The organism is Primorskyibacter flagellatus (genome assembly GCF_048268605.1).
GTDB classification, from domain to species: domain Bacteria; phylum Pseudomonadota; class Alphaproteobacteria; order Rhodobacterales; family Rhodobacteraceae; genus Primorskyibacter; species Primorskyibacter flagellatus.
This window is the reverse complement of the sequence record NZ_JBLWVF010000021.1, coordinates 1-23,567: the sequence shown is the minus strand read 5'-3', so window position 1 is coordinate 23,567 and position 23,567 is coordinate 1. Positions and strand designations below refer to the sequence as shown.

Here is a 23,567-nt window from a genome sequence, read left to right as displayed (position 1 = left end):
GCCGAGGTCACGGGATCCGCTCTTTGAGCGGTCCCGGACACACGAGCAGCTTTATTTCGAAGATGACGCGCCGCGGCCAAGACGTAGCGGCATGTGGCGGTTCACATCCTTGTAGAGCAGATAGCGGAACGGGCCGGGGCCACCGGCATAGCAGGCCTGCGGGCAGAAGGCGCGCAGCCACATATAATCGCCGGCTTCGACCTCCACCCAGTCTTGATTCAGCTTATAGACAGCTTTGCCTTCCAGGACATAAAGACCGTGTTCCATCACATGGGTCTCAAGGAACGGAATCACAGCGCCGGGTTGGAGCGTCACGATGGTGACATGCATATCATGGCGCAGGTCGGCGGGATCGACAAATCGCGTTGTCGCCCATTTGCCGTCTGTGTCCGGCATCACGGTCGGGGCGATATCCTGCTCGTTGGCGATAACGACGTCGGGGGCATCCAGCCCTTCAACCGGCTCATAGGCTTTGCGCACCCAGTGAAACCGCAGCATTTCCGTGCCGGTGTTGTGCAATGCCCAATCGGTCGCAGGCGGCAGGTAAGCATAGCCCCCCTCGGCCAGAGTATGGGTTGCGCCGTCCACAGTCAGCGTCGCGGACCCTTCGACCACGAACAAGACGGCTTCGGCTCCGGGATCGGTCTCGGCCCGATCTGAACCGCCCCCCGGCGAGACCTCCATGATGTATTGCGAGAAGCTCTCGGCAAAGCCGCTCAGCGGTCTTGCGATCACCCAAAGCCGGGTCTTGTCCCAGAACGGCAGAAAACTGGTGGTGATGTCCCGCATCGTGCCCTTGGGAATAACCGCATAGGCGTCGGTGAACATCGCACGGTCGGTCAGCAGTTGTTGCTGAGAGGGGTGCCCCCCGGTCGGAGCGAAATATTTTGCGGTCATCGGCGTCCTCGATCCTGTTAGTTTGTGGTCATTATGGACGCGCAGGCCCAAGACAACCATTGCCATTTGCAAGACAAGAGTTTCAGGGGATTTTTGATAGTGCTAAAAATCTTCGCCGAAAGGCCGAATAAATGCCGCGGCGTTTCCGACGGGTGACACGCCTTGGGTGTCGCAGGACTTCAGATCTCGTGCACGCGCAGCTCGTCGCCACAGACCTGTCGGGCGATATCGACGACATGGCGGTGGTGGGTCAGGTAGATCGCCTGCCCGGTGCGTCCGATCCGCGCCATCACATGACAGGCCGCACGCGTCCGGTCCTCGTCAAAGGTCTCAAAAATGTCATCGCAGAAAAACGGCAGAATCGTGCCTTGCTGGGCAAGCTGTTCATAGGCCGCTGCCCGCAGCGCCAGGTAAAGCTGAAAGCGCGTGCCCTTGGACATATCCTGCGCCTGTTTCGACTGCCCCGCAGGATCAAGCGCGATCAGTGTCTCTGCGGTGCCGTCCGGCTGCGTCATCAGCCGTGTATAGGCGCCGTTGGTTAGTTCTGAAAACGCCGTTTCGGTGGCTTTCATCATACCGCTGCGATGGGTGTCGCGGTAGCGCCGGATCGCCTCTTCTGCCAGATCATGGCCAAGATGCAGTTCCAGATAGGCCAGTGCGGTTTCCTGCATCTCAAGCTCGAGGGTCGCCTTGCGTTCGGTGAGCACAGCAATATCGGCATCGCCGGTCACCGCGCGCAAATCGCGTTCGGCGGCACTGCGCGTGGCGATGGCGTCGCGGTAGCGGTCCTCTATCGCCTTGCCGTCGCTGTTTAGCTGCATCAGTTGCACCGCCAGGCTTGTGTCGGTCACGCCGTCCAACATGCTGCGGGCAGCGGTCAGATCGGCGACGTTTAGCGTGAGGCACAGCCTGGACAACAGCGCCGCGCGGCTGGCCTTTGCCTGGGTCACCTGTTGCGCCTGCCCGACCGTCTTTCGCAGGGCGTCGAGTGTTGTCGTGTCCGCATCCTTCGGGAAGGCGCTGGCGATGTCTTGCATCTTGGCTTTGATCGCATCCAATGCCAGCAGCGCCTTGTCGCGCGCGTCGTGATGGCGGCGGAGCCTGTCGATCGTTTCGGCATGCTGCTTTTCCGCCGCGTCCGCTTGATCCGCCGTGTCACGAAGTGCCGCAAAGGCAGCCAGTGGGTCGGACAGGTCGGATGCGTCCGTAAATGCGGCCAAAGCGTCTGCGAAGTCGCGCTGATCCGCTTGCATTGCGTCGATCTGCCGGACGATGCTCGTGCGTCTTGTGTCCAACTCGCGCAAGCTTCTCAGTGGGGCGAAGGACCGGTCCAGTGCATCGCCTGTCACGGCGTCCTTGAAATTTTCCTCTACCACCGTGGTCCAGGCCGAGATGGCTGTTTCAGCCGTTTCTTCGCACGCCAGAAGTTGCGCCTGCCGGCGTTCCCGTTCGGCGTGAAGCTCGTGTATCCGGGCACGCGCGGTTTGCGCTGTTTCGCGCAGTTTACGGGCCTCTGCTGCGCACGTCCGGGCAGTCCCCAGCAAGGTTTCGAAATCCGGATTGTCCAGATCAAGATGCGGAGACAGCGCCTCTGACAGACGCGCGGCCTGATCAAAGACACCGGCATTTTCGGCCCTGATGCGACCCAACCGTTGTTCCGCGGCCTGCGCCTCGGTCAAGCGCGCGACCCATGCGGCAAAGGCAGGCGGGGTCAGGTGGGCGTCGATCCCGGTCTCGCGGGCGGCATCGGTCAGTTGCGCCTCCACCTTCGCCAGATTTCCGGCAAGCGCATCCCGCTTTGTCTTTGCCTGCTGGATGCGGTGCTGGGCGCGTTGGGCGTCTTCCTCAAGCTGGCGAAGCTGGCCAAGTTCCCGCGCATGGCCCAGTCGCGCATGCGCAGCCGCATCCACCTGACCCATCACAGCCTCGAAGGACTCCGCCGTCGCTTCGGTCAACGTCTTGCGGTGGCTTTGCCAAAGCGCGTCGCGACGTTCCAGAAGGGCGCGGGCCGCATCATCGCCAAGCAACGCACCGGAGGCTGCCAGCGCGTCAATTTTAACCGAACGATCAGCGGCGTCAGCTTCCAGTGTCGCTATCTCATCGTCGGTCGCACGCAGTTCGGTACATAGCCGCGCAAGCGTCTCGGCCAATGCCGAGGCTTCTGCGCTGGTCAGTGGACAGACCGGCAATTCTGCAAAGCCTTGCCCCTTCAAAAGCAATGCGTCGCGGGTTTCGGCCCTGTTCCGTTTTGCTTCGGCCACAGCCTGCTGCGCTTCCGCATGGCGCGGGGCCAACGTATCAACTGTAAAGCGGTCGAGGACGGCCCCGATGTCAGGTGCGCCCTCTTCATCTTGGGTGGGGATCGCCGCCTCGGCCCCGGCGATCCGGTCTTCCAACTGGGCAAACTCGTCTCGTGCGGCCTCTGCCTTCTGCATCGCCGCACGCTTGGCATCGCGCGCCGCTTCCAACTGTGCCAGCGCCCCCGGCGCCAGAACCAGCGTTTCCGGGTCAGTGTCCTCGGCAACGCCCAGATCGCGGGCGGCGAGGGTCATGTCGGTCCGTACCTCTTCCAGCGTGCGGCGGCGCTTTGGCAGGTCTTTCCCGGCGGTGGCATGGCGACTGCGCAGATCGTCCAGATCGTCCAGCGCCGCGCCAAGGGCAAGGTGTTCGGGATGCCGCTCAACCCCGTCGCGCTGGCCTTCCAACACCTCGATTTCGCGTGTCAGACGTTCTTGATCCGTCTTGGCCTGCCGTTGCTCGGTCAGCATGCTGACCAGCGCCTCGGGGTCGATGTCGAGCCGCTCAGGATATCCCGGATGCGCATTGATGACCGCGTCCAAACCGTCGATCTCGGCCAACATCGGCAGCGCATCTCGCATGGCCAGGGTGGCGGCATGGTCGCTTGCATGCGCCGCGCGCACTTCGCCGATCTCGGCCTCTTCCTGCGCGGCGCGGTCGCGGGCCTGCCGCAGCGCCCGATAGGCACCGGCGGTGACATCCTCCTCGCGAATCCGGTGGTCAATGTCTTTCAGTTCCGCCTTGAGTTCTGCCATGCGGGTCTTGCTGCTGCGCTTTTTGTAAAGCGCATCGGCGCGGCCGCGCACCGAACCCAGTACCTCGGTCAGATCACTGATCCCTGCCGCCGCCGAAAACAACAGCCGCCCGATATCGCCCTTGGCGCTGGCAATTCCTTCACCGCCGCGCTCGATGGTTTCATCGTCAAGACACAGCAGGTTGCGATAATCGTCCAACCCCAGCCCGCCCAGATGCGCTGCCAAGACCTGTTCGGGCAGCGCCTTGCCTTGCGCGTCCACCAGATTGGCGTTGCGCGTCGGCAGCCGGGTCAGTTCGGTTTCGGTATCGCCCAGATCCAGCACGCCCGAGATGCGCAGTGTCTTGCGGTCGTGCTGAAAGGCATAAGGCTCGCGTAACGGAAAGCCGTAGAGCAGCCGCAGAAAGCCTTCCATCGTGGTGGTCTTGCCGGCCTCGTTGGGGCCGTGGATCAGGTGAAAGTCCGAAGCCCCCTCGCGGCGCGGACCAAAATCGTAGGACTTGCCGGAAAACTGGCCGAACAGATCCAGATCAAGCCGTCGTAGCCGGATCATTCCGACGCCCCTTTCATCAGCGCTGTCACATGATGCGCGCCCGTCTCGGCCAAGCGCTGCGCAAGCGCGGTTGCGGCGGCCTCATCGGGGATCAGGGCCGCGCGGATATGGGCGGGCAGTTCGGACAGTATCTCTGCCAGTTGCGTCTCTATCTGTGCGGCATAACCGGGCTCGGTTCGGATGGCCTGCATAAGCGCGGACAATTCAGCAGTGGCGCTGCTATCCACGCGCGGCCCGTCCGGATCGGAAAGCGCAATTTCCAGCTTTTCGACCCAGAGGCATCCGGTTTCGCGCGCCATGCCGTTGACGGTCTCTGCCCAGGTGTCGCGGTCACGTTCTACCTGCCAACGCCGGGCGAATCCTCCGGTAAGGCGAAGACGCAGGATCGCGGCATCTGACTTCAGCGACGCCGCGCTGTCCTGGATGGCCTTGCGCAGATGGTCACGCAGCGCATCCTCGTCCTCGGAATCCGTGACGTCCACCTCCACGGGCAAAAACTCGACCTGACTGGTATGACATTCGGAAACGCTGATCTGGCCGCCCTCGACAGACAGCAGCGTGGCGCTGTGGGGGCCGGGTTCCCCGATATCGCGACCCTGAGGCGTGCCGGGCATGACGATCCACGGCGCTTGTGCATGGACCTGCCGTTTGTGGATATGGCCAAGCGCCCAGTAATCAAACCCCATCGCGCCAAGCTCTGCCACGGTACAGGGCGCGTAGGTGTCATGCCCCGCCGCACCGGCCAGCGAGCTGTGAAGCAAAGCAATATTGACCGCGCCCGCGATGGGGGGCGCGAATTTTGGCAGCAAACTGTCAGGCGCGTGACGGCCGCTGAAGCTGACACCGTGGATCCAGATGTCATGTGCGCCCAGTTGCACGGCACCACCGCGGCCGCTGAAGACATGGACGTTATCGGGCAGCGCCACTTCACCGGTGATGGGATTTTCGGCGTCGTGATTGCCTTTTATCAGGAAGACAGGGATGCCCGCATCCCGCAGCCGGTCAAACTGCGTCGTCAGAAACGCCGCCGTTCGGGCACTGCGGGCGGCGCCATCATACAGGTCTCCGGCGATCAGCAATCCCGCCACATCCTCGTCCAACGCCGTGTCGACGATACGGGTGAACGCGCCACGCGTGGCGGCCTGTACCCGATCACGCAAATCAGGATCGCGCAGCGCAAGCGATTTCAACGGCGAGTCGAGATGTATGTCGGCGGTATGTAAAAGCTTGATCACGCTGGCCTCTTTCGCGGCGCAGTCTTGTCCACGCCGCGAGGATTTGCAATCGGATGATTTGCCTGACCAGTCCGTACGTTCAGTCCAGCGCCGTCCACGCCGCATCGGCCTTGGACGAGGCAATACAGGCCGAGATAAAGCGCATGCCGTCCAGCCCGTCCTTGATCGTGGGGGCATGTACGCCCTCGGGCAAGGGCGTGCCGGAATCGGCGTGGCGGATCAGGTGCGCGGCCTCGGAATACAGCGTGGCAAAGCCTTCGAGATAGCCCTCTGGATGGCCCGGTGGGATGCGGGTAGTGCGCAGCCCGGCCTCGTTCGCGCCAGCGCCGCCACGGGTCAGGATCTGCTTGGGCCGTCCGAACCGGGTAAACGTCATCCGGTTGGGGTTTTCCTGCGCCCATTCCAGCCCGCCCTTTGTGCCATGCACGCGCAGACGCAGGGCATTTTCATTGCCTACCGCCACCTGACTGGCCCAAAGCATGCCTTTGGCGCCGCCGTCGAACCGCAGCATGACATGCACGTTGTCATCAACCTGCCGGTCCGGCACGAAAGCGTCCAGATCCGCCGCCAGCGACGTGGCTTTCAGCCCGGTGACAAAACTGGCAAGGTTGAACGCATGGGTGCCGATATCGCCCACACAGCCCCCCGCGCCAGAGCGTGCCGGATCGGTGCGCCAGTCGCCTTGCTTGTTGCTGGCGGGTTCGGTCAACCAGTCCTGCGCATATTCCACCTGAACAACGCGAATCTCGCCCAGATCTCCTGCCGCTACCATGGCTTGCGCCTGCCGGATCAGCGGATAGGCGGTGTAGTTATGCGTCAGGATGAACTGCCGACCGGTCTCGCGGACGACCCTGGCGATCTCTGCCGCCTGTTCGGGCGTCGCGGCCAGTGGCTTGTCGCAAATCACATGGATGCCCGCCCGCAGGAAGGCCACGGCGGGCGCGGCATGCATGTGGTTGGGGGTGACGATGGCAACGGCGTCAATGCCTTCGTCGCGCGCCGCCTCGGCCTTGGCCATCTCGGCAAAATCGGCATAGCTGCGATCTGCCGCAATGCCCAGTTCCGCCGCAGAGGCCGCGGCGCGTTCCGCGTCAGAGCTTAGCGCGCCTGCGACCAATTCCCACTGTCCGTCGATCCGTGCGGCGATGCGGTGCACGCCTCCGATAAAGGCCCCCTGCCCGCCGCCGACCATGCCCAATCGCAACCGTTCCATCATTGAATCCCCAGCATCTTGCGGAGGGCGCCCATGTCGGTTTCGCCGCCTGCGAAATCGTCGAACGCCTTGTCCGTGGTCTCGATTATGTGGTGCGCGATAAAGGGCGCGCCTTCGGCAGCCCCCTGTTCCGGGCTTTTCAGGCAACATTCCCATTCCAGCACCGCCCAGCTGTCATAGCCGTGTTGCGCGAGTTTTGAGAAAATCCCTGCAAAATCCACCTGCCCGTCCCCAAGGCTGCGGAACCGTCCGGCGCGGTTCAGCCAGGGCTGATAACCGGAATAGACGCCCTGACGGCCATCGGGATTAAACTCCGCATCCTTGACGTGATAGGCGCAGATGCGTTCGTGGTAGATGTCGATGAACGCAAGGTAATCCATCTGTTGCAGCAGGAAATGCGAGGGGTCGTAGTTGATCCGCGCGCGGGTATGACCGTTCAGGGCATCCAGAAACATCTCGTATGTGGCACCGTCAAACACATCCTCGCCGGGATGGATTTCATAGCCGATATCAACGCCGTTTTCATCGTAGACATCGAGGATCGGCTTCCAGCGGCGGGCAAGCTCTGCAAAGGCCTCGTCGATCAAGCCTTCGGGGCGCTGCGGCCACGGATACAGAAACGGAAACGCCAGCGATCCGGTGAAACTGACCGACACATCAAGGCCAAGCATCCGGCTGACCCGTGCCGCCTTGGTCACCTGATCCACCGCCCATTCCTGCCGGGCCTTCGGATTGCCATGCACCGACGCAGGCGCGAAGGCGTCAAAGGCAGTGTCATAGGCCGGGTTCACCGCGACAAGCTGGCCCTGCAAATGGGTCGAAAGTTCGGTGATCTCGACGCCCGCATCGGTGCAGATGCCCTTGACCTCGTCGCAATAGGTCTGGCTGTCGGCGGCTTTGTCCAGATCAAAGAGCCGCGCGTCGAAAGTGGGGATCTGGACACCTTTGTAGCCCAGACCGGCGGCCCATTTGGTGATCGCTTCAAGGCTGTTATTCGGGGCCGCATCCCCTGCGAACTGGGCAAGAAACAGCGCGGGGCCTTTCATGGTCGTGGGCATATCGGATCCTCCGGATTTGGTCACGGGCGCGAGTAGCGCATATAGGCAAAACGCTGGCTGTCGGGCGACCAGCAGGGCACGTTCAGCGTGCCTTGGCCGCCCCAAAGCGTTGTAAGAATGCGGGTTTTCCCGCTGTCGAGATCGATCAACCGCAACGAGACCTCGCGGTCCGGCGGATGACCTTCGGTCCCTTCGGGATAGGCAAGGTAGAGGACATGGCCGCCGTCCGGCGAGGGATGCGGGAACCAGTTGACCGCCGCGTCAACGGTCATTTGCTCCGGCTCCGTCCCGTCAATCCGCATCCGCCACAAATCCATGCTGCCACCGCGATCGGAGTTGAACCAGATCCACTGTCCGTCGGGCGTATAGTCCGGCCCGTCATAGTGGTGCGGACTGTGGATGAGCAACGCTTCGCTGCCACCACTGACGGGAATCGTCGCGATCCCGAACTGTCCGTCGCGCACGACCGTATAGGCAAGCCGCTCTCCGTCCGGCGACCAGCCGTGCCACCACGATGGCGTCTTGTCGGTAATGCGCGTGGGCAAACCACCGCCAGCGGGCATGGTATAGATGCAGGAATGCGGCGTCAGGGTCTTGTCGCAGATCACCAGCGTCTGGCCGTCGGGTGAAATGCCATGATCGTTGTTCAGCGACGCGTGCAAACCTGTGTCGATCATCAGAAGGTCGGGCGTATGAATGGGCACGCGAAACAGTTTCCCATCGCCGTTTACGATCAGGTCCGCGCCGCTGGGTGTCCAGTTCGGTGCCTCGATGTGGCGAGCGGTCTTGAACAGTGTGCTGCTGTCGCCCGTCGCCAGATCGAATATCTCCAGATAGGACACCATCACGTATCCCCCGGAACATAGCTGAAGCGGGCAAAATCGGCAGTCTTGCCCTGCCCGGTTATGTCAAACGCCGCCATGCCGACAAATGCGCCGGTGAAAGACCCATGCTCACCGCGACCGCCCTCGTCAGAGATGACACTGGCGTCCAGTTCCGGCCCGAAGGCTTGCCAGTCGCCGCCCTGCCGATACGCAAATTGCTGTGTGGCACCGGTAACATCGACCGCCAGTTCCACCGGGCCATCCTTCAGCGGGACCGGATCAGTCGGAAAGCTGAGACGTCCGTCAGGCCAGTCCCCCGGACAGGACATCAGCGTCAGGCAGCGGCCTTCGTTTGCGACATGCGTAACGCAGGCAAAGTGAAACTTGTGCCGGTTGTAATACGTCGTCAGCCCTGCGGCCTGTTGATAGGTGGTCGGTGTGAACTCTGTCAGCGTGGTTTCCGCCCGGTAGTGCAGATGCTCCTGCCGCCGCGCGACCAAGGCCTGTTCGTACCAGCTTCCAATGCTCTCGCGCCCGATCAGGCGCAACGCGGTACCGGTGAGTGCGAAGATACGTTCAGCTTCCGGTGTGCGAAGCCACTGGAATTCAGGCGGCAGTTCTGTGCCCTCAAAGCGCCGTTCCACAGATACTGAAGCGCGGCGCGTGGCGGGTGCTGGCGGCGTGACCTCGACCTGCGGCAGCGGGCCGCCGTCCGCCAGATACAGCCAGCCATCATCGCGCCATTCGCATTTCTGAATGCCGGTTTCCCGACCAAGCGGAGAAAACCTGCCCGGCAAGGGGCGCGAACACAAATGCGTGTGATAAACCTGTCCATCCGGCGTCTCCACGATCTGGCCGTGGCCGGCGCGCTGTATCGGCCAGTCCGGGTGATCTTTCGATGTAATCAGGTGCGTGTCAGGGTGAGTTTCATATGGTCCTTCGATCTGCCGCGACCGGGCCATCGTCACCGCATGTCCATAGCCCGTGCCGCCCTCGGCCACGGTCAGATAGTACCAGCCATCGCGCTTGTAGAGATGCGGACCTTCGGTCAGGCCGTGCGGGCTGCCGGAATAGATCTTGCGGATCTCGCCCTGTAACCCGCCTTCGGGGGTCCATTCCTGCAACAGGATGCCGTCGAAGGCGGGATGTTTCGGACTGCCGCCGACCGAGTTGGAAATGTGGTTCCATTGCAGGACGAGAAACCATTTCCGCCCGTCATCATCATGGAACAGCGACGGGTCGAACCCGTGAGAGCTGACATAGATCGGATCGCTCCACGGCCCGTCAATCGCGGGCGCGGTGACGATGTAGTTATGCGCGTCCTTGAAGTTGCCATCGAGCCGTTTGACATCCGTATAGAGCAACCAGAACAGCCCGTCAGCATAGCTGAGGCACGGTGCCCAGACGCCACCACTGTCGGGATCGCCGCGCATATCCAGTTGCGAGGCGCGCGACAGCGGTCGGCATGCCAGATCCCAGTTCACCAGATCGGTGGACCTGTGAATCTGCACGCCGGGATACCATTCGAAGGTCGATGTCGCGATGAAATATTCCTCTCCCACCCGGCAAATCGACGGGTCGGGATTGAAACCGGGCAGGATCGGATTGCGGATCATTTGCGCGAAGGTCCCTCGGTTTCGGAGGAGGCTGCCCACAGGTTGATATTCGCGTCCTTGGCATGCTGGTCGATGCGCGCCAACTCGTCCTCGGTGAAGTCGAGATTGCCAACCGCGCCCACACAATCGACCACCTGACTGGGCTTTGACGCGCCGATCAGGGCGGTGGTCACACGGCCCCCACGCAGCACCCAGGCCAGCGCCATCTGAGCCAGCGTCTGGCCACGGGTTTCAGCAATGGCGTTCAGCGCGCGGACATTCTCCAGCGCCTCATCGGTCAGGAAATTCTCGCGCAGGGACTTGCCTTGGGACGCCCGGCTGCCTTCGGGGATACCGCCCAGATACTTCTTCGTCAGCATGCCTTGGGCCAGCGGGCTGAACACGATGGATCCGATGCCCAAATCGTCCAACGCATCCAGCAACCCGTCATCCTCGACCCAGCGGTTGAGCATCGAATAGCTGGGCTGGTGGATCAGGCAGGGTGTGCCCAGTTCTTTCAGTATCGCCGCCGCTTCGCGCGTGCGTTGGGCGTTATAGCTTGAGATTCCCGCATATAGCGCGCGGCCCGAGCGGACGATGTGATCGAGCGCCGTCATCGTCTCTTCCAGCGGCGTGTCGGGGTCAAAGCGGTGCGAATAGAAGATGTCGACGTAATCCAGCCCCATGCGTTTCAGCGACTGGTCGCAAGAGGCGATAAGATATTTGCGGCTGCCCCATTCACCATATGGCCCCGGCCACATCCCGTATCCAGCCTTGGACGAAATGATCAGCTCGTCGCGGTAGGGGGCAAAATCGGTCTTGAGGATTTCGCCAAAGGCTGACTCTGCCGCGCCTGGTTCTGGCCCGTAATTGTTGGCCAGATCGAAATGCGTGATGCCGTTATCAAAGGCTGCACGGGTGATCGCCTGCTTGGTTTCATGCGGCGTGTCATCGCCAAAATTGTGCCACAGCCCCAGCGAGATCGCCGGAAGCTTCAGCCCCGAACGCCCGCAGCGGCGGTATTGCATCGTGTCGTATCTTGTGTCGGACGCGGTCCAGACCATATAGGTTTCTCCTATGCGAGCAGCGCCGCGGCGGCGTCCGGGGTCAGGGCCTCGGGGCGTTCGCAGGTGCTGCTCAGTTCAACGAGTGTTTTCGTCTCTCCTGAGTGCAGGATTGCGGTCATCACGTCCACCACATGCAGGGCGAAATCATCCGAGCACCGATGCGGGCGGTCGTTCAAGATGGCCTGCGCCATATCCGCCAGACCGGCACAGCGATAGTTTGCGCGACCGTTGTCATTGGCCTTGCTGAACGGGTGGTTCCAGTCAACGCACGGGTTCACGAAACCGGCTTTTTCGGTCATCCGCACCTCGCCGCCAAAGAAATTGGGGTCAGGAACGTGCAGGGTGCCGGTCGTGCCGTAAAGCTCCATGTTGGAATGGCCGTGTTCCCACACGTCCCAACTGGCGCAGTAGGTGATCTGAGCGCCGCTGACAAACTGCATGACGGCATGGATCGTGGTGGGCGTTTCGACCTTGATCTTCTCGCCGTTGCGCGGCTCTGACGTGATGGTGCGGTATTCACTGGCGCTGGACGACAGGGCCGTAACGCGCGCCACCGGGCCAAGCAATTGCACGAGATTGGAGATGTAATAGGGTCCGAGGTCGAGGATCGGGCCGCCGCCGGGTTGAAAGAAGAAATCCGGGTTGGGGTGCCACATCTCCATACCGGGGCTTTGCACAAAGCATGTGCCCGAGGCGATGCGCCCCACCGCGCCCGCATCCACCAGATGCCGGGCAAGCTGATGCGCCCCGCCCATGAACGTGTCGGGCGCGGATCCGACGCGCAGTCCCTTGGCATCGGCAATCGCCTTGAGGTCCAGGCCCTCTTGCAGCGACAGAACGAAGGGCTTTTCCGAATAGACGTGTTTGCCCGCTTCCAGCACCTGTTTGGATACTGCGAAATGCGCGTTGGGGACGGTCAGGTTGACGACAATGTCGATGTCATCCGCCGCCAGAAGCCCGTCGATAGTCTCGGCCCGCAGGCCGAATTCTTCGGCACGGGCCTTGGCTGCGTCGGTGTCAAGGTCGGCGCAGGCGCGCATTTCGATGCCCGTGAATAGCGGGGCGAGGCGCATATAGGCGGCAGAGATGTTGCCGCAGCCGATGACGCCGATTCCAAGTGTCTTGCTCATAAATTCTGTCTCTTTCAGTATGTCTTGAAGCTGGCGATGGAGCGTTTCGCAAAACGGTGCGCATCGTTGGGTTTGTCATGCTCGGCGACGAACAGATCGCATCCCGCTTGGCGCAGCGCGGCCACCAGCGCGGGCCAGTCCATCGTGCCATGGCCGACATCGGCCCAGCCGTCCTCGTCCTCGCACGTCCCGGCAGGCGCGATGTCCTTGACATGCGCGGTGGTGATGCTGTCGGCGTTGGCCGTGATCCAGTCCAGCGGATCGCCCCCCCCGCGCACCACCCAGGCCACGTCCATTTCCCATTCGATGGACGGCGCGTTGTCGAGGATCAGCTGCATCGGGATGGTGCCATCTGCCAGCGGCATGAATTCCCAGTGGTGGTTGTGCCAGCCAAATCGCAGGCCCGCATCCTGCACGCGCTTGGCGGCACCCTCCAGCCGTTTTGCCAGCTGGTTCCATGCCGCTGCATCGACGCCGTTGCGATAGGCATCCTCCGGCGCGGGGCAGAACAACCGCTGCATGCCCAGCGTTTTTGCCGTGGCGAGTGTCTTGTCGATCTCGGATTCAAAATTGCCCACCGGGAAAAAATGGCCCGACGGCATTGTCAGCCCGTTGGCATCCAGCAGCGCCCGAAAGGCAGCCGGGTCCTCATAGACGCCGCCAAACCCCTCGACCTGAGTATAACCCAGCCCGGCGATTGTCTTGATGACCTCCTGCCACGGTGTGAAATCGCGCGCGGAGTAGAGTTGAAACGAAAGATCCATTTGGGAATATCCTGTTTTCTGGTGTCGAAAGGCGCGCTACAGGCGGGCCTCTGTGGTTTTGTCGAAGATATTGGCAAGCGCCGGGGTCAGGCCCAGCGGCAGGGTCTGTCCGGGGGTGATGTCGGCCTGCCCATCCATCCGCACCCAAAGCCGTTGTCCACCCGACGTGACGCGCGCCAGCGTGTCAGATCCCAGCGGCTCGACCAGATCGACCTGCCCCTCAAGCTGGAACGGCGCCTGCGCTGCCTTGGGACCGACGATGATATGTTCCGGCCTGATCCCGAACCAGGCGTCGCCGGCCTGCGGCCCCTGCGGCGTGAATTCGTAGCCCGCAAGGTCAAAGCTGGCGACGTCAGAGATGAAACGCGGCGCGGTGCCGCCCTCGATCCGTCCGTCCAGAAAGTTCATCGTCGGCGAGCCGATAAACTCGGCGACATATTTTGTGGCTGGTCGGTTGTAGATCTCCTTGGGTGTATCAAGCTGAAGGATGCTGCCGCCGCGCATGATGGCGATACGGTCGGCCAGCGTCATCGCCTCGATCTGGTCATGGGTGACGTAGATCATCGTGTTGCCCAGTGTCTGGTGCAACTGCTTGATCTCCACCCGCAGATCCGCGCGCAGCTTGGCATCAAGGTTGGACAGCGGTTCGTCAAATAGAAACACGTCAACATCGCGCACCAGCGCCCGCCCAATGGCAACCCGCTGACGCTGACCGCCTGACAAGGCAGCCGGTTTGCGCTTTAACAGCGGTTCCATCTGCAAGGTCTTGGCGGCGCGGGCGATACGCTCCTTGATCTCCGCCTTGGGGATCTTGGCGTTCTTCAGCCCGAAAGCGAGATTGCCCTCGACCGTCATCTGCGGATAAAGAGCATAGCTTTGAAACACCATGCCGATGCCGCGTTTGGACGGTTCCTCCCACGTCACATTCTGCCCGCCGATATGGATCTGCCCGTCCGTGACATCCAGCAGCCCCGCGATGCAGTTCAGAAGCGTGGATTTACCACAGCCGGACGATCCCAACAGGACAAGGAATTCGCCCTTGCCGATATCGAGGTTCAGATCATGCAGCACCTCAACCGCGCCAAAGCTCAGCTTGAGGTTCTTGATCGAGATGCTTGGGTCCATATGCATTGCTCAGCCTTTCACCGCGCCGGCCGCAATGCCACGCACGAAGAGTTTTCCGGAGACGAAATAGATGACGAGGGGCACAAGGCCGGTCAGCAGCGTCGCCGCCATATTGACGTTGTATTCCTTCACGCCCTGCACCGAGTTGACGATATTGTTCAGCTGCACCGTCATCGGATAGAGATCGGGCTTGGTGTAGACCACGCCGAACAGGAAATCGTTCCAGATTCCAGTGACTTGCAGGATCATTGCCACCACGAAGATCGGCAGGGACATGGGCAGCATGATCTGAAGATAGATCTGCCAGAACCCGGCGCCGTCCACCCTTGCGGCCTTGAACAGTTCTTCCGGCAGCGAGGTGAAATAGTTGCGGAACAGCAGCGTCAGAATGGGCATGCCAAAGATCGAATGCACCATCACAAGCCCGCCCAGCGTGCCGTAAATCCCCATCTCGCGCAGCAGGATGACGATCGGATACAGCATGACCTGATAGGGGATGAAGGCACCGAAGATCAGGATGGTAAAGAACGCATCCGCACCCTTGAACCGCCAGTTGGCCAGCGCGTAGCCGTTCACCGACGCAATCGCGATGGACAGCAGGACCGACGGCACGGTGATGCGCACGGAATTCCAGAAACCGCGGCTCAGCCCGTCGCAATTAAGGCCAGTGCATGCCTCGGACCAAGCCTTGACCCACGGCTGAAACGTGACCTCGACCGGCGGGGCAAAGATATTGCCCAGCCGGATTTCCGGCATGCCCTTCAGCGACGTCACGATCATCACATAAAGCGGCAACAGGTAATATAGCGCGACGACGATCAGCGTGCCGTAGATAAACACGTTGCGGCGCGAAAACCGGCGGCGCGGCTTGGGTCCGCGCGGACCGGAGAGCGCGCCGGATGCAGCGTCCGACCCGACAACGGCGGCAGACATGGTGGCAGGATCAGACACGCTTTTTCCCTCCGAATTCCAGATAGGCCCAGGGCACGACGATCACCAGAACCGCGAGCAGCATCATCGTCGAGGCGGCAAAGCCCTGCCCCAGATTCTGGCCCTGAAACATGTAGTCATAGACGTATTTCGCGGGCACGTCGGATGCGATGCCGGGGCCGCCCCCGGTCTGCGCCACGATCAGGTCGTAAAGCCGCACGATGCCGCTGGCGATGATGACAAGCGTGGTGATGAACACCGGCCGCATCATCGGAATGACGATGAAGATATAGGTTTTCCACGCCGCTATTCCGTCAACCCGGCTGGCCTTCCAGATCTCCTGGTCGATGCCGCGCAGCCCCGCCAGCATCAGACACATCACCAGCCCCGATCCTTGCCACAACCCGGCAATCAGCACGCCGTAGATGACGATATCGGCATTATAAAGCGGGTCGAAATCAAAGCTTTGCCAGCCCAGTCGCTGGATCACGCTCTGGATGCCGAAATCGGGGTTGAGCAGCCATTGCCACACCAGCCCCGTCACGATGAAGGACAACGCGAACGGATAAAGCAGGATCGTGCGAAACGTATTCTCGTATCGGATCTTCTGATCCAGCAAAGCCGCCAGCACAAAGCCGATCACGAGGCTCAGCACCATCATGCAGATGCCGTAGATCAGCAGGTTCTCGATCGACACAAGCCAGCGCGGCGTGTTCCAGAGACGTTCATACTGGTCCAGACCAACGAACTTGGTTTTCGGCAGCAGTTTCGACGAGGTGAAGGAATAGGTCACGGTCCAGACCGTTCCCCCGACAAACACGACCAGCGCGGTCAGGATCATCGGTATCGCGGCGATTTTGGCGGTCAGATTCCGGAACAGCCGGTTCGGTCGGGTGGCGGCCATATCGCTCCCCCTGTGGTGGCATTGTCAGGTGAAAGTGGCCGGACCGCGTGGCGCGGCCCGGCCCATCGGACGTGAGTGGCGGTCAGTCCTTGTTTGCCACGATATCGACAAAGCGCGCCTGCGCATCATCGGCACTGATTGAAGTATCCTGAAAGAACTGAACAAACAGATCGTTGAGCTGGTTATTCGTGTCCTCGGTATTCAGCATGTTCACATCGGGCATGATCGCCCCGGAGGCGAGGATCTCCAGTCCCTTTTTCATGCAGTCATTTGCGGCCTCAAGGTCAACATCCGCGCGCACCGGCAGCGAGCCTTTCTTGAGGTTGAACGCCACTTGCGTCTCCGGGTTCAGCAGCGTCGCGGCAAGTGCATCCTGCGCGGCCGAGATCTCTTCGTCATCCACAACGGGGAAATAGAAAGCATCCCCACCGGTCGAGATGACCTCGTTGACACCAAGGCCCGGCAGGCAGGTGTAATCTTCGCCTGCAACCTCGCCGGCCACGGCAAATTCACCCTGCGCCCAATCGCCCATGATCTGACCCCCGGCCTGATCGGTGATGACAAGGTTGGTCGCCTGGTTCCAGTCCTGCACATTGGACCCCTGCACCATTTCGCGCATGTCGGCGGCCGCCTTGAAGACGCGTTTCATCGCATCGCCCGCGGCCATTTCGGCATCGCCGTCGCCATAGATCTTCTGAAGAACATCCGGCCCGCCAAGCGTTGCCATCAACACGTTGAACGCGCCAGAACTTTGCCAGGGTTGCCCGCCAAGCGCCATCGGCGTGATGCCCGCTTCACGCAGCGCGGGGCCAGCGGCGACGAATTCATCCCAATTGCTTGGCACATCCAGACCGGCTTTTTCAAACGCGGCATTGGACAGCCACAACCACTGCCAGGAGTGGATGTTGACCGGCGCACAATAGATCCGACCGTCCACCGTGCAGGCATCCAGCAGCGATGGCGGGTTCACGATGTCCTTCCAGCCCTCGGCCTCGGCCACGTCCGTCATGTCGCGCAGAAGGCCCGCTTCGATCAGCTCTTCCGCCTGGCGGCCATGGTTGAACTGAAACGCGCCCATCGGGTCACCACCGATGATCCGGCTGACCATCACCGGACGGGCCGTGCCGCCGCCGCCGGCGATGGCACCATCCACCCATGTGTGATCTGTCTGGGCCTCGAACTCACGGGCGAATTCGGCCACGGCGGCGGCCTCGCCACCGGACGTCCACCAATGGGTCACCTCAAGGTCAGCAGCAAAAGCTGCCGTGCCCGCGCAAAGCGCCGTGGTGGCCGCGAAGAAAGTGCGGAATGCAGTCATGTTTGTTCCTCCCTTCCGGCGCGGATGGATCCGGACCGGCATTATCTGAAGCGATCTTAGGTCGCCGCGTAATCGTTTACATTCGACGTCAGACCAACTCTACTTGCCATGTAAACGATTACACCTATAATCGGGCTGAGGCGGATTCGTGTCAAGCCGTCCATGTCAAAAATCGTGTTTGTCCAAAAGTGACCCGTCAATCCATGAGTGAAAAGCCCCCCCGGATTCAAGATGTTGCCCGCGCGGCAGGGGTATCGACGGCAACCGTCAGCCGGGCGCTCAGCAACCCGGATCTGTTGACCAAACCCACCCGAGAGGCCGTTTTCGAGGCAGTTCGCAGCACCGGATACCGGGTCAATCGCGCGGCGCGAAACCTGCGCAAGAAAAGCGCCAATGCGATTCTTGTGCTGGTTCCCAACTTGGGAAATCCGTTCTTTTCAAAGATCCTGGAGGGGATCAGCGAGGGATTTTCTGACAGTGATTTTTCGGTGCTCATCACCGATGCCAATCATCTGCCGGAACATGACCGGCGGCTAACGGATTATTTTCTGGATGGCCGCATCGACGGGATGATCTCGCTGGACGGGAATCTCACCACGACCGACATGACAGAATTCGCCCGCGAGAATGTCGGCGACAGGATCGTCTTTGCCTGCGAATGGGTGCAGGATGCCCCGATGCCATCGGTCCGCAGCGACAATTACAAGGGCGCGCAGATCGCGATCCAGCACCTGTACGAGTTGGGCCACCGGCGCATAGCGCATGTGACCGGGCCTGCGGACAACCGCCTGACTCATGTGCGCCGCGAAGGCATGCTGGCCGAAAGGCAACGCCTTGGCTTGCCGCAACGCCCTGACTGGATTATTCGCGGTGACTTCTCTTTGCGTTCGGGCCGCGAGGCGGCGCAGCGAATCGTCGCGATGCAGGACCGGCCCAGTGCAGTATTCTGCGCCTCGGACGAGGTCGCATTTGGCTTGATCGCCGGGCTGAACGCGGCCGGCTTGCGGGTTCCCGAAGACATCTCGGTGGTCGGCTTCGATGACATTGATCAGGCCGAACACTACGTTCCGGCGCTTACCACGATCCGCCAGGACCGGATCGGCCTTGGCCGCTCTGCCGCACGGCTGCTGCTTGAACAAATGACCAACGCGCACAATGCTCCCGCGGCAGAGGTGGAACTTCTCGACGTGACGCTGATCGCGCGCGAGAGCACCGCGCCGCTATCGAGCCGCGCTGATTGAAACGCGTAGCGCGATAAGCTTGTTGGGATATCCTAAAGCAATAATTGGTGCTCCAGATACCAAAGCCTGTGCGCCCCCCTGACCGGCCCTGTCTGCCAATGCAGATGACGAACGAGTTGCAAAACGAAATCCTGATCCCCCTTGCAGCCATCCGTCAACCCGTCTAAAGAAACGACGGCTTCGGCGAGTTGGCGGAGTGGTTACGCAGCGGATTGCAAATCCGTGTACACCGGTTCGATTCCGGTACTCGCCTCCAATGTTTTCAATGACTTGCGTCATGTCAGCACTCCTTATGCTCGATTTTTGAAACAGGTGTTGAAACATTCATGTTTCCTTCCTGTTCTGTTCAAAGCGGTTTCGCGCGTCTTGCGCCCGCGTTGCCAGTTCCCGCTGACGGATCATGCCGCCGTATTTTTTCAGCATCTCAACGCCAGAGTGGCCCGTGACGGCCTTCACCATCTCGTCGTCGCATCCTGACTGGTAGAGTTCGATTGTCGCGTTCTTGCGCAGCCCGTGGGTCACATAGCTGGCCGCGTCGGGGTGCTGCATCTTGGCTTTGACCTTGCGCATCTCTTCAGCGACCGTGCGATAGCGAACGGGACGGCCCGCCTTGTCGGTAATGACCGTCAGCCCCTTCTTTTCGACCGTTGCCAGATATGCCTTGAGCCGGTCGGTCAGAGGTATCCACAAGGGCTTGTCGGTCTTGCCCTGGGTAAAGTCATACGCCCCGTCTTTGATATGGCCCCAGCGGATTTGCACCACATCACCGATCCGCTGGCCCGTGCCAAGACACAACTCATAGACCAAGCGGGCGCGCGCCGTTGCGACCGCCTCAAACTCCGCCCGCACATCATCCGGCCACGGCTCCCAGCCTTCGCTTTCCTGCTTAAACAGCGGAATGCCCTTGGCCGGGTTTCCATGCTCTTTCTTGAGAAAGCCGATCAGGCGCGCGTGGTTCATCAAGACCACCATCACCTGTACGAGATAGTTCGCCTGTCTCCACCTATCCGCATTGGCGCGGTGCAGTTCATAGACATGATGGGTCTCGATCCGCTGAGGGTCTTTCGCGCCCCAAATCGTGCGAATATGGCCGATGTATTTCCGATAATCGGCTTTGGTACGCGGCTTCAACTTCTTGAACGCATCGCTTTCAAAGTAGCTTAGAATCAGGGCCTCAAAGTTTCGCTTGGACGGGGCCGGATCTCGCCCCTTGAGCAACCGATTGTAGTGCTCCCAAAATTCAGGTGTTCCCGGCTCTTCTTTCATCATAACCGAAAGCCCGCGCGACCTGCGGATGAAACGCACATATCCACGATCTGCATAGACAAATTTCGGCAGGCTCTTCTTGGTCACTTTCCCATCCTCAAATCGCTGTCCAAGAAGCCTTCCATTTCTTCGGTTTCGGACATAGCAACATCCACCGTGACGCTACTATCCGGCTTGATTTCGAACTTCGCTCGCAGCCATCCCGCCTCTCGCGCCTCGCGGATAAGCGCGGCAACAGTCTGTTTTGCGTTGCTTTGCGGGCTGGCCATCATCACATTCCTTTGGAGCTGCTAAATCGGATCGTGCTGGGGCGGGCACTGGTGGTTTGGCGCAGGCGGGCGTCCAGATCGGCTATTGCGGACGCCATTTCGGCATCAGAGCCATAGCGGACGCGTTCATTGCCCATTTGGAGTTCTCGCGCACCCTTTGCGCGCGCCCTCACAAGGGCGTCGCGCAGGGTCTCAAGCTCTGTGGCGTCCAGTGCCATTATGCACCGTCATTCCGATACCAGCCGCGGTGGTCGATCCAGCCGCAACCGAAGTCCAGGCGGACTTTCATTTGAACGCCGTCAACCTCGAACCCTTGGCGCGTTTCAATCTGCGGACCTGGGGCACCTTCAAGATAAGCGTATTCCAAACCGTCGATCTGTGCCGAATCCGCCGCGACATACCATGTCGTTGCGTCAGTCAGTCTGGGTTCAACCGCCAATGTCAGTTTTGCAAATGGGTTCACATCGTCGGTTGTCGTGGCGTTGATCTGCGAAAGCAATTGTTCGGCCAAGGTTTCCAGTTCAGGCGGAACAACAACCGCCTTGGGCGTGGCGTCGATTGGCTGGCCACCCAAGCCTGTTTGACGGCGCATCGCGTTTCTGGCCGCGCTAAGTGACGCAATGCTCAAAGCCGAAGACGATCCGGCAAGGTTGCCGTGGTCAGCGTGGAACACTGCAACGCCGTCACTCATGGCCGGGTTTTCGACCAACTTGGCGACCAACTGTGCGGCTTCAAAGGCGCGGGCTGCGTTGCCCAAACGTGCGGGGATTTGTACGAAAGCGCCCAAGTCGTCATTGATAAGTGCTTGCCGGGAAATGCCAAAGATACGCCCGAAGGTTTCGACGCTGTAGCTTTCAGCCGTCTCCGCGATTGTGCTGCTTTTGAACTCGCCGCCTTCGGGGACCTTTTGCAGGTCGTCAGCTTCACCAAACTGCAAGGCGTGCTTGGCGCGAAAGTCGCGCGCTGTGGTCTGACGCGCCAGCATTCGGACGCCAGAAGGCGGGGCCTGATAGGTGCGGCGCAGCTCGCGCCCGACTGCATCGCCCAGGATCAACGGGAAATCGGAAGTCGTGTGCAAAGCCCGCGTCACAACAGTATCGGCCGTGAAGCCGGTCGTGGCCACGCCAGAGCGGCGCAAGCAGTCGCGGGCGAGGTCAATGGTCGACATGGCCGCGTAAGGCCGCGCAGCCTCGGAAAGCTCATGGCCGGGGTGTGAACGCGCCCAAAGGGCTTCACCGGCGCGCGTGGCGATAACGGCAGGGTCTGTGTGGTCGTAGTTGATCGTCGCGCGAGTGCTGCGGGTCGCGGTACTGGCACTGCGATGCTGCATCGCCTCGAATGCGGCACGGCGGGCATCTTCTGCCGTGGCGTCTGCGTCGATCTGGCCATCTGCCCAGGCACGAGTCAATCCAGCCGTATCCGCGATTGTGCGGATCTCTGCATTGACCTGCGCGCGGGTTTCCACCGGCGGGGGTGTGGTCGTCTCGACCGTCAGTTCTTGGTTTTCCATGCTCGATTCTCCGTTTCGGAAATGTGCGCCCGGATCGGCCGGGACCGGGACAACGGACACCTCGATTGGTGTCCACCGTTTGGCGATGCGGACCCGGCGATTGCCGTCCCGCGTCTCTTTCCATTCGGCCACTTGATAGCCGATAGACAGGCCGCGCAGGGTGCCGTCTGATACATCAGACAGAACGGATGCGGCGGCGGCATTGCTGCGGAACTTCATGCGCACCCAGATACCCTCTGCGCGCAGCTCGGCAGCTTCGATCACGCCCAACTGGTCGCGGGTGGTTTCGGATCGGTGCCCATCCAGAACCGGGGCACCGATCAGCCTGGACAGGTCGGCGCCGGACAAGTCTAGCCGTTCGATAAAACCAGCGCGGGCGGCATCTGCCCCCGTGGAAACGATAGCCTCGACCGTGCGGGCGGTAGCATCCACCGTAGACGGGCTGGGGCGCAGGTTCCGGACATGAATCGTCATGCTGCGGCGTCCTTCTGATCGCGCCCTGCATCGCGGGCAATTTCTTCGTTAAGCTCGTCAATATCGCGGCCACGGCCTGCAACGACCTCTTCGCGGCTTTTCAATCCGGCCTCGATCGCGGCAACATCCGCCTCGACCTCGTTGCGTGGATCCACCCATTGCCAGCCGGGCGCGACGAAGCGCACGGACAGGAAATCAGAAAGCGCATCGCCGCCCGTGTCGATCTCATCGGCAAGGCTGCGGCGGGTGATCCAGCGCAGCCAGAGCGGGCGTAAGAGCTGACCCTCGATCAACGTCTTTTGCAGCATTTCCGCACGGCGGCGGAACTCCAGCAGCCCGACACGGGCAGAGCTGTAATTGGTCTGTGTCAGATCACCGGTCAGGGCTTCGAAGGTCAGGCCGGTTCCTGCGGCAATCTCACGGTCCTGGGCGCGCAGGAAGTCGACGGCTTGCGAAAGCCCTTGGCCGGGGTTCGAAAAGGTCACATCAGCCCCAGGGGGCAGGATTCGCATCGCGCCGGGTTCAAGCGCAACGTTCAAGGCGCGGGAAGAGGCTTGGCCCTCGAAACCTGCAAAAGTGCCGTCCGGGTCGCGGACGTAACCGGTGATAAGGCTCGCAGTCTTGAGCTGCATCAGCAGCGCGTCGGACGCTTCGTCGCGGTCGCGAAGTTTCAGCAGGACCGGGGCCATCCACGACAGGCCGCGCACTTGGCCGGGAAAGAGCGGGTCAAAAAGGTGCAGCACGTCATGCGCGGGAACCCGAACCGCTTCGCCATAGGTGACGAAAGGCGTTCCGGGGGCTTCGGGCAGGATGTGATAGGCAACAACTTCGTCCTCTGCGTCAAACTCTATCCCGGCCACGATCCGCCCACCGTCCCCCAGGTCCCGGTGAATTGTCGGGTCAACCTGTTCGGCAGGCAGCGCCTTTAGCCGGATCTCGCGGCCTGCGGTGACGTGAATGCGAAGGAAGGCTTCACCGTCGCGGACCAACGCCCGGATAGCGAGCGTCAGGACCGGCAAAAACAGCGCCTCGAAATCGTCATTCAGGGCGCGGGCCATGTCTTGGTTGTCAATGAGCGTTCAAAACTGACCCGGTTTCAGCGATTAAATTTGACCCACCCTATGTGGCGCAAAGCCCCCAGG

The 23,567-nt window shown here is 61.3% G+C and carries 20 protein-coding genes and 1 tRNA gene; 2 read left to right on the top strand and 19 right to left on the bottom strand.

All coding sequences use genetic code 11. The annotated features are described in order from the left end of the window. Positions 1–51 precede the first annotated feature (51 nt). The 14 genes from ACN0WV_RS16740 to ACN0WV_RS16675 all read right to left on the bottom strand — a co-directional run bounded on the left by ACN0WV_RS16740 (position 52) and on the right by ACN0WV_RS16675 (position 17,665). Positions 52–897 carry a bifunctional allantoicase/(S)-ureidoglycine aminohydrolase gene (locus ACN0WV_RS16740; RefSeq protein ID WP_417607271.1) on the bottom strand — a complete coding sequence of 282 codons (846 nt, stop codon included), beginning with the start codon at positions 895–897 and terminating at the stop codon, positions 52–54. Positions 898–1,076: 179 nt separating this feature from the next. Then, the gene (locus ACN0WV_RS16735) at positions 1,077–4,502 is read right to left on the bottom strand and encodes an ATP-binding protein (protein WP_417607269.1); all 3,426 of its coding nucleotides are present in this window, start codon (positions 4,500–4,502) and stop codon (positions 1,077–1,079) included. Continuing rightward, on the bottom strand, positions 4,499–5,737 hold the full coding sequence (locus ACN0WV_RS16730; protein WP_417607267.1) for a metallophosphoesterase family protein: 1,239 nt from the start codon (positions 5,735–5,737) through the stop codon (positions 4,499–4,501). Before ACN0WV_RS16730 ends, ACN0WV_RS16735 begins: the two co-directional genes overlap by 4 nt. A gap of 79 nt (positions 5,738–5,816) precedes the next feature. Beyond that, entirely contained in the window at positions 5,817–6,950 is a 1,134-nt protein-coding gene (locus ACN0WV_RS16725) for a Gfo/Idh/MocA family protein (protein WP_417607265.1), read from the bottom strand. After that, positions 6,950–8,008, bottom strand: a complete 1,059-nt coding sequence (locus ACN0WV_RS16720; protein WP_417607263.1) for a sugar phosphate isomerase/epimerase family protein — start codon at positions 8,006–8,008, stop codon at positions 6,950–6,952. Before ACN0WV_RS16720 ends, ACN0WV_RS16725 begins: the two co-directional genes overlap by 1 nt. 20 nt (positions 8,009–8,028) lie before the next feature. Continuing rightward, a complete protein-coding gene (locus ACN0WV_RS16715) occupies positions 8,029–8,853 on the bottom strand; it encodes a TolB family protein (protein WP_417607261.1) in 825 nt (274 codons plus the stop codon). After that, entirely contained in the window at positions 8,853–10,448 is a 1,596-nt protein-coding gene (locus ACN0WV_RS16710; protein WP_417607259.1) for a glycoside hydrolase family 43 protein, read from the bottom strand. Before ACN0WV_RS16710 ends, ACN0WV_RS16715 begins: the two co-directional genes overlap by 1 nt. Further along, positions 10,445–11,491 (bottom strand): L-glyceraldehyde 3-phosphate reductase, encoded by a 1,047-nt coding sequence (mgrA, locus tag ACN0WV_RS16705; RefSeq protein ID WP_417607258.1) that lies wholly within the window; start codon positions 11,489–11,491, stop codon positions 10,445–10,447. The genes ACN0WV_RS16710 and mgrA overlap by 4 nt, the downstream gene beginning before the upstream one ends. A gap of 11 nt (positions 11,492–11,502) precedes the next feature. After that, positions 11,503–12,624, bottom strand: a complete 1,122-nt coding sequence (locus ACN0WV_RS16700) for a Gfo/Idh/MocA family protein (RefSeq protein ID WP_417607256.1) — start codon at positions 12,622–12,624, stop codon at positions 11,503–11,505. Positions 12,625–12,638: 14 nt separating this feature from the next. Then, positions 12,639–13,388, bottom strand: a complete 750-nt coding sequence (locus ACN0WV_RS16695; RefSeq protein WP_417607255.1) for a sugar phosphate isomerase/epimerase family protein — start codon at positions 13,386–13,388, stop codon at positions 12,639–12,641. Between the two features lie 36 nt (positions 13,389–13,424). Then, complete coding sequence (locus ACN0WV_RS16690; protein ID WP_417607253.1) at positions 13,425–14,513, bottom strand: ABC transporter ATP-binding protein; 1,089 nt, start codon at positions 14,511–14,513, stop codon at positions 13,425–13,427. 9 nt (positions 14,514–14,522) lie between these two features. After that, complete coding sequence (locus ACN0WV_RS16685) at positions 14,523–15,446, bottom strand: carbohydrate ABC transporter permease (protein ID WP_084352925.1); 924 nt, start codon at positions 15,444–15,446, stop codon at positions 14,523–14,525. 10 nt (positions 15,447–15,456) lie between these two features. Further along, a complete protein-coding gene (locus ACN0WV_RS16680) occupies positions 15,457–16,347 on the bottom strand; it encodes a carbohydrate ABC transporter permease (RefSeq protein ID WP_417607251.1) in 891 nt (296 codons plus the stop codon). 82 nt (positions 16,348–16,429) lie between these two features. Next, the gene (locus ACN0WV_RS16675) at positions 16,430–17,665 is read right to left on the bottom strand and encodes an ABC transporter substrate-binding protein (RefSeq protein ID WP_084352923.1); all 1,236 of its coding nucleotides are present in this window, start codon (positions 17,663–17,665) and stop codon (positions 16,430–16,432) included. Positions 17,666–17,868: 203 nt separating this feature from the next. Between ACN0WV_RS16675 and ACN0WV_RS16670 the strand changes: the two genes are divergently transcribed. Next, complete coding sequence (locus tag ACN0WV_RS16670) at positions 17,869–18,906, top strand: LacI family DNA-binding transcriptional regulator (RefSeq protein ID WP_084352922.1); 1,038 nt, start codon at positions 17,869–17,871, stop codon at positions 18,904–18,906. Between the two features lie 182 nt (positions 18,907–19,088). Beyond that, positions 19,089–19,162 (top strand) — tRNA-Cys (locus ACN0WV_RS16665). A 68-nt stretch (positions 19,163–19,230) separates the two neighbouring features. On the opposite strand, the gene ACN0WV_RS16660 is transcribed toward ACN0WV_RS16665, so the two are convergent. The 5 genes from ACN0WV_RS16660 to ACN0WV_RS16640 are packed head-to-tail and all read right to left on the bottom strand — an operon-like array spanning position 19,231 to position 23,483. Further along, complete coding sequence (locus tag ACN0WV_RS16660; protein ID WP_417607249.1) at positions 19,231–20,259, bottom strand: site-specific integrase; 1,029 nt, start codon at positions 20,257–20,259, stop codon at positions 19,231–19,233. Further along, positions 20,256–20,441: a hypothetical protein gene (locus tag ACN0WV_RS16655; protein WP_417607247.1), complete on the bottom strand. Its 186-nt coding sequence runs from the start codon at positions 20,439–20,441 to the stop codon at positions 20,256–20,258. Before ACN0WV_RS16655 ends, ACN0WV_RS16660 begins: the two co-directional genes overlap by 4 nt. A 2-nt stretch (positions 20,442–20,443) precedes the next feature. Then, positions 20,444–20,659, bottom strand: a complete 216-nt coding sequence (locus tag ACN0WV_RS16650; protein WP_417607245.1) for a phage head-tail joining protein — start codon at positions 20,657–20,659, stop codon at positions 20,444–20,446. Continuing rightward, positions 20,659–22,425, bottom strand: coding sequence for a prohead protease/major capsid protein fusion protein (locus ACN0WV_RS16645; RefSeq protein ID WP_417607243.1), 1,767 nt, complete (start codon positions 22,423–22,425; stop codon positions 20,659–20,661). Before ACN0WV_RS16645 ends, ACN0WV_RS16650 begins: the two co-directional genes overlap by 1 nt. After that, positions 22,422–23,483 (bottom strand): phage portal protein, encoded by a 1,062-nt coding sequence (locus ACN0WV_RS16640; RefSeq protein WP_417607242.1) that lies wholly within the window; start codon positions 23,481–23,483, stop codon positions 22,422–22,424. Before ACN0WV_RS16640 ends, ACN0WV_RS16645 begins: the two co-directional genes overlap by 4 nt. Positions 23,484–23,567: the final 84 nt, after the last annotated feature.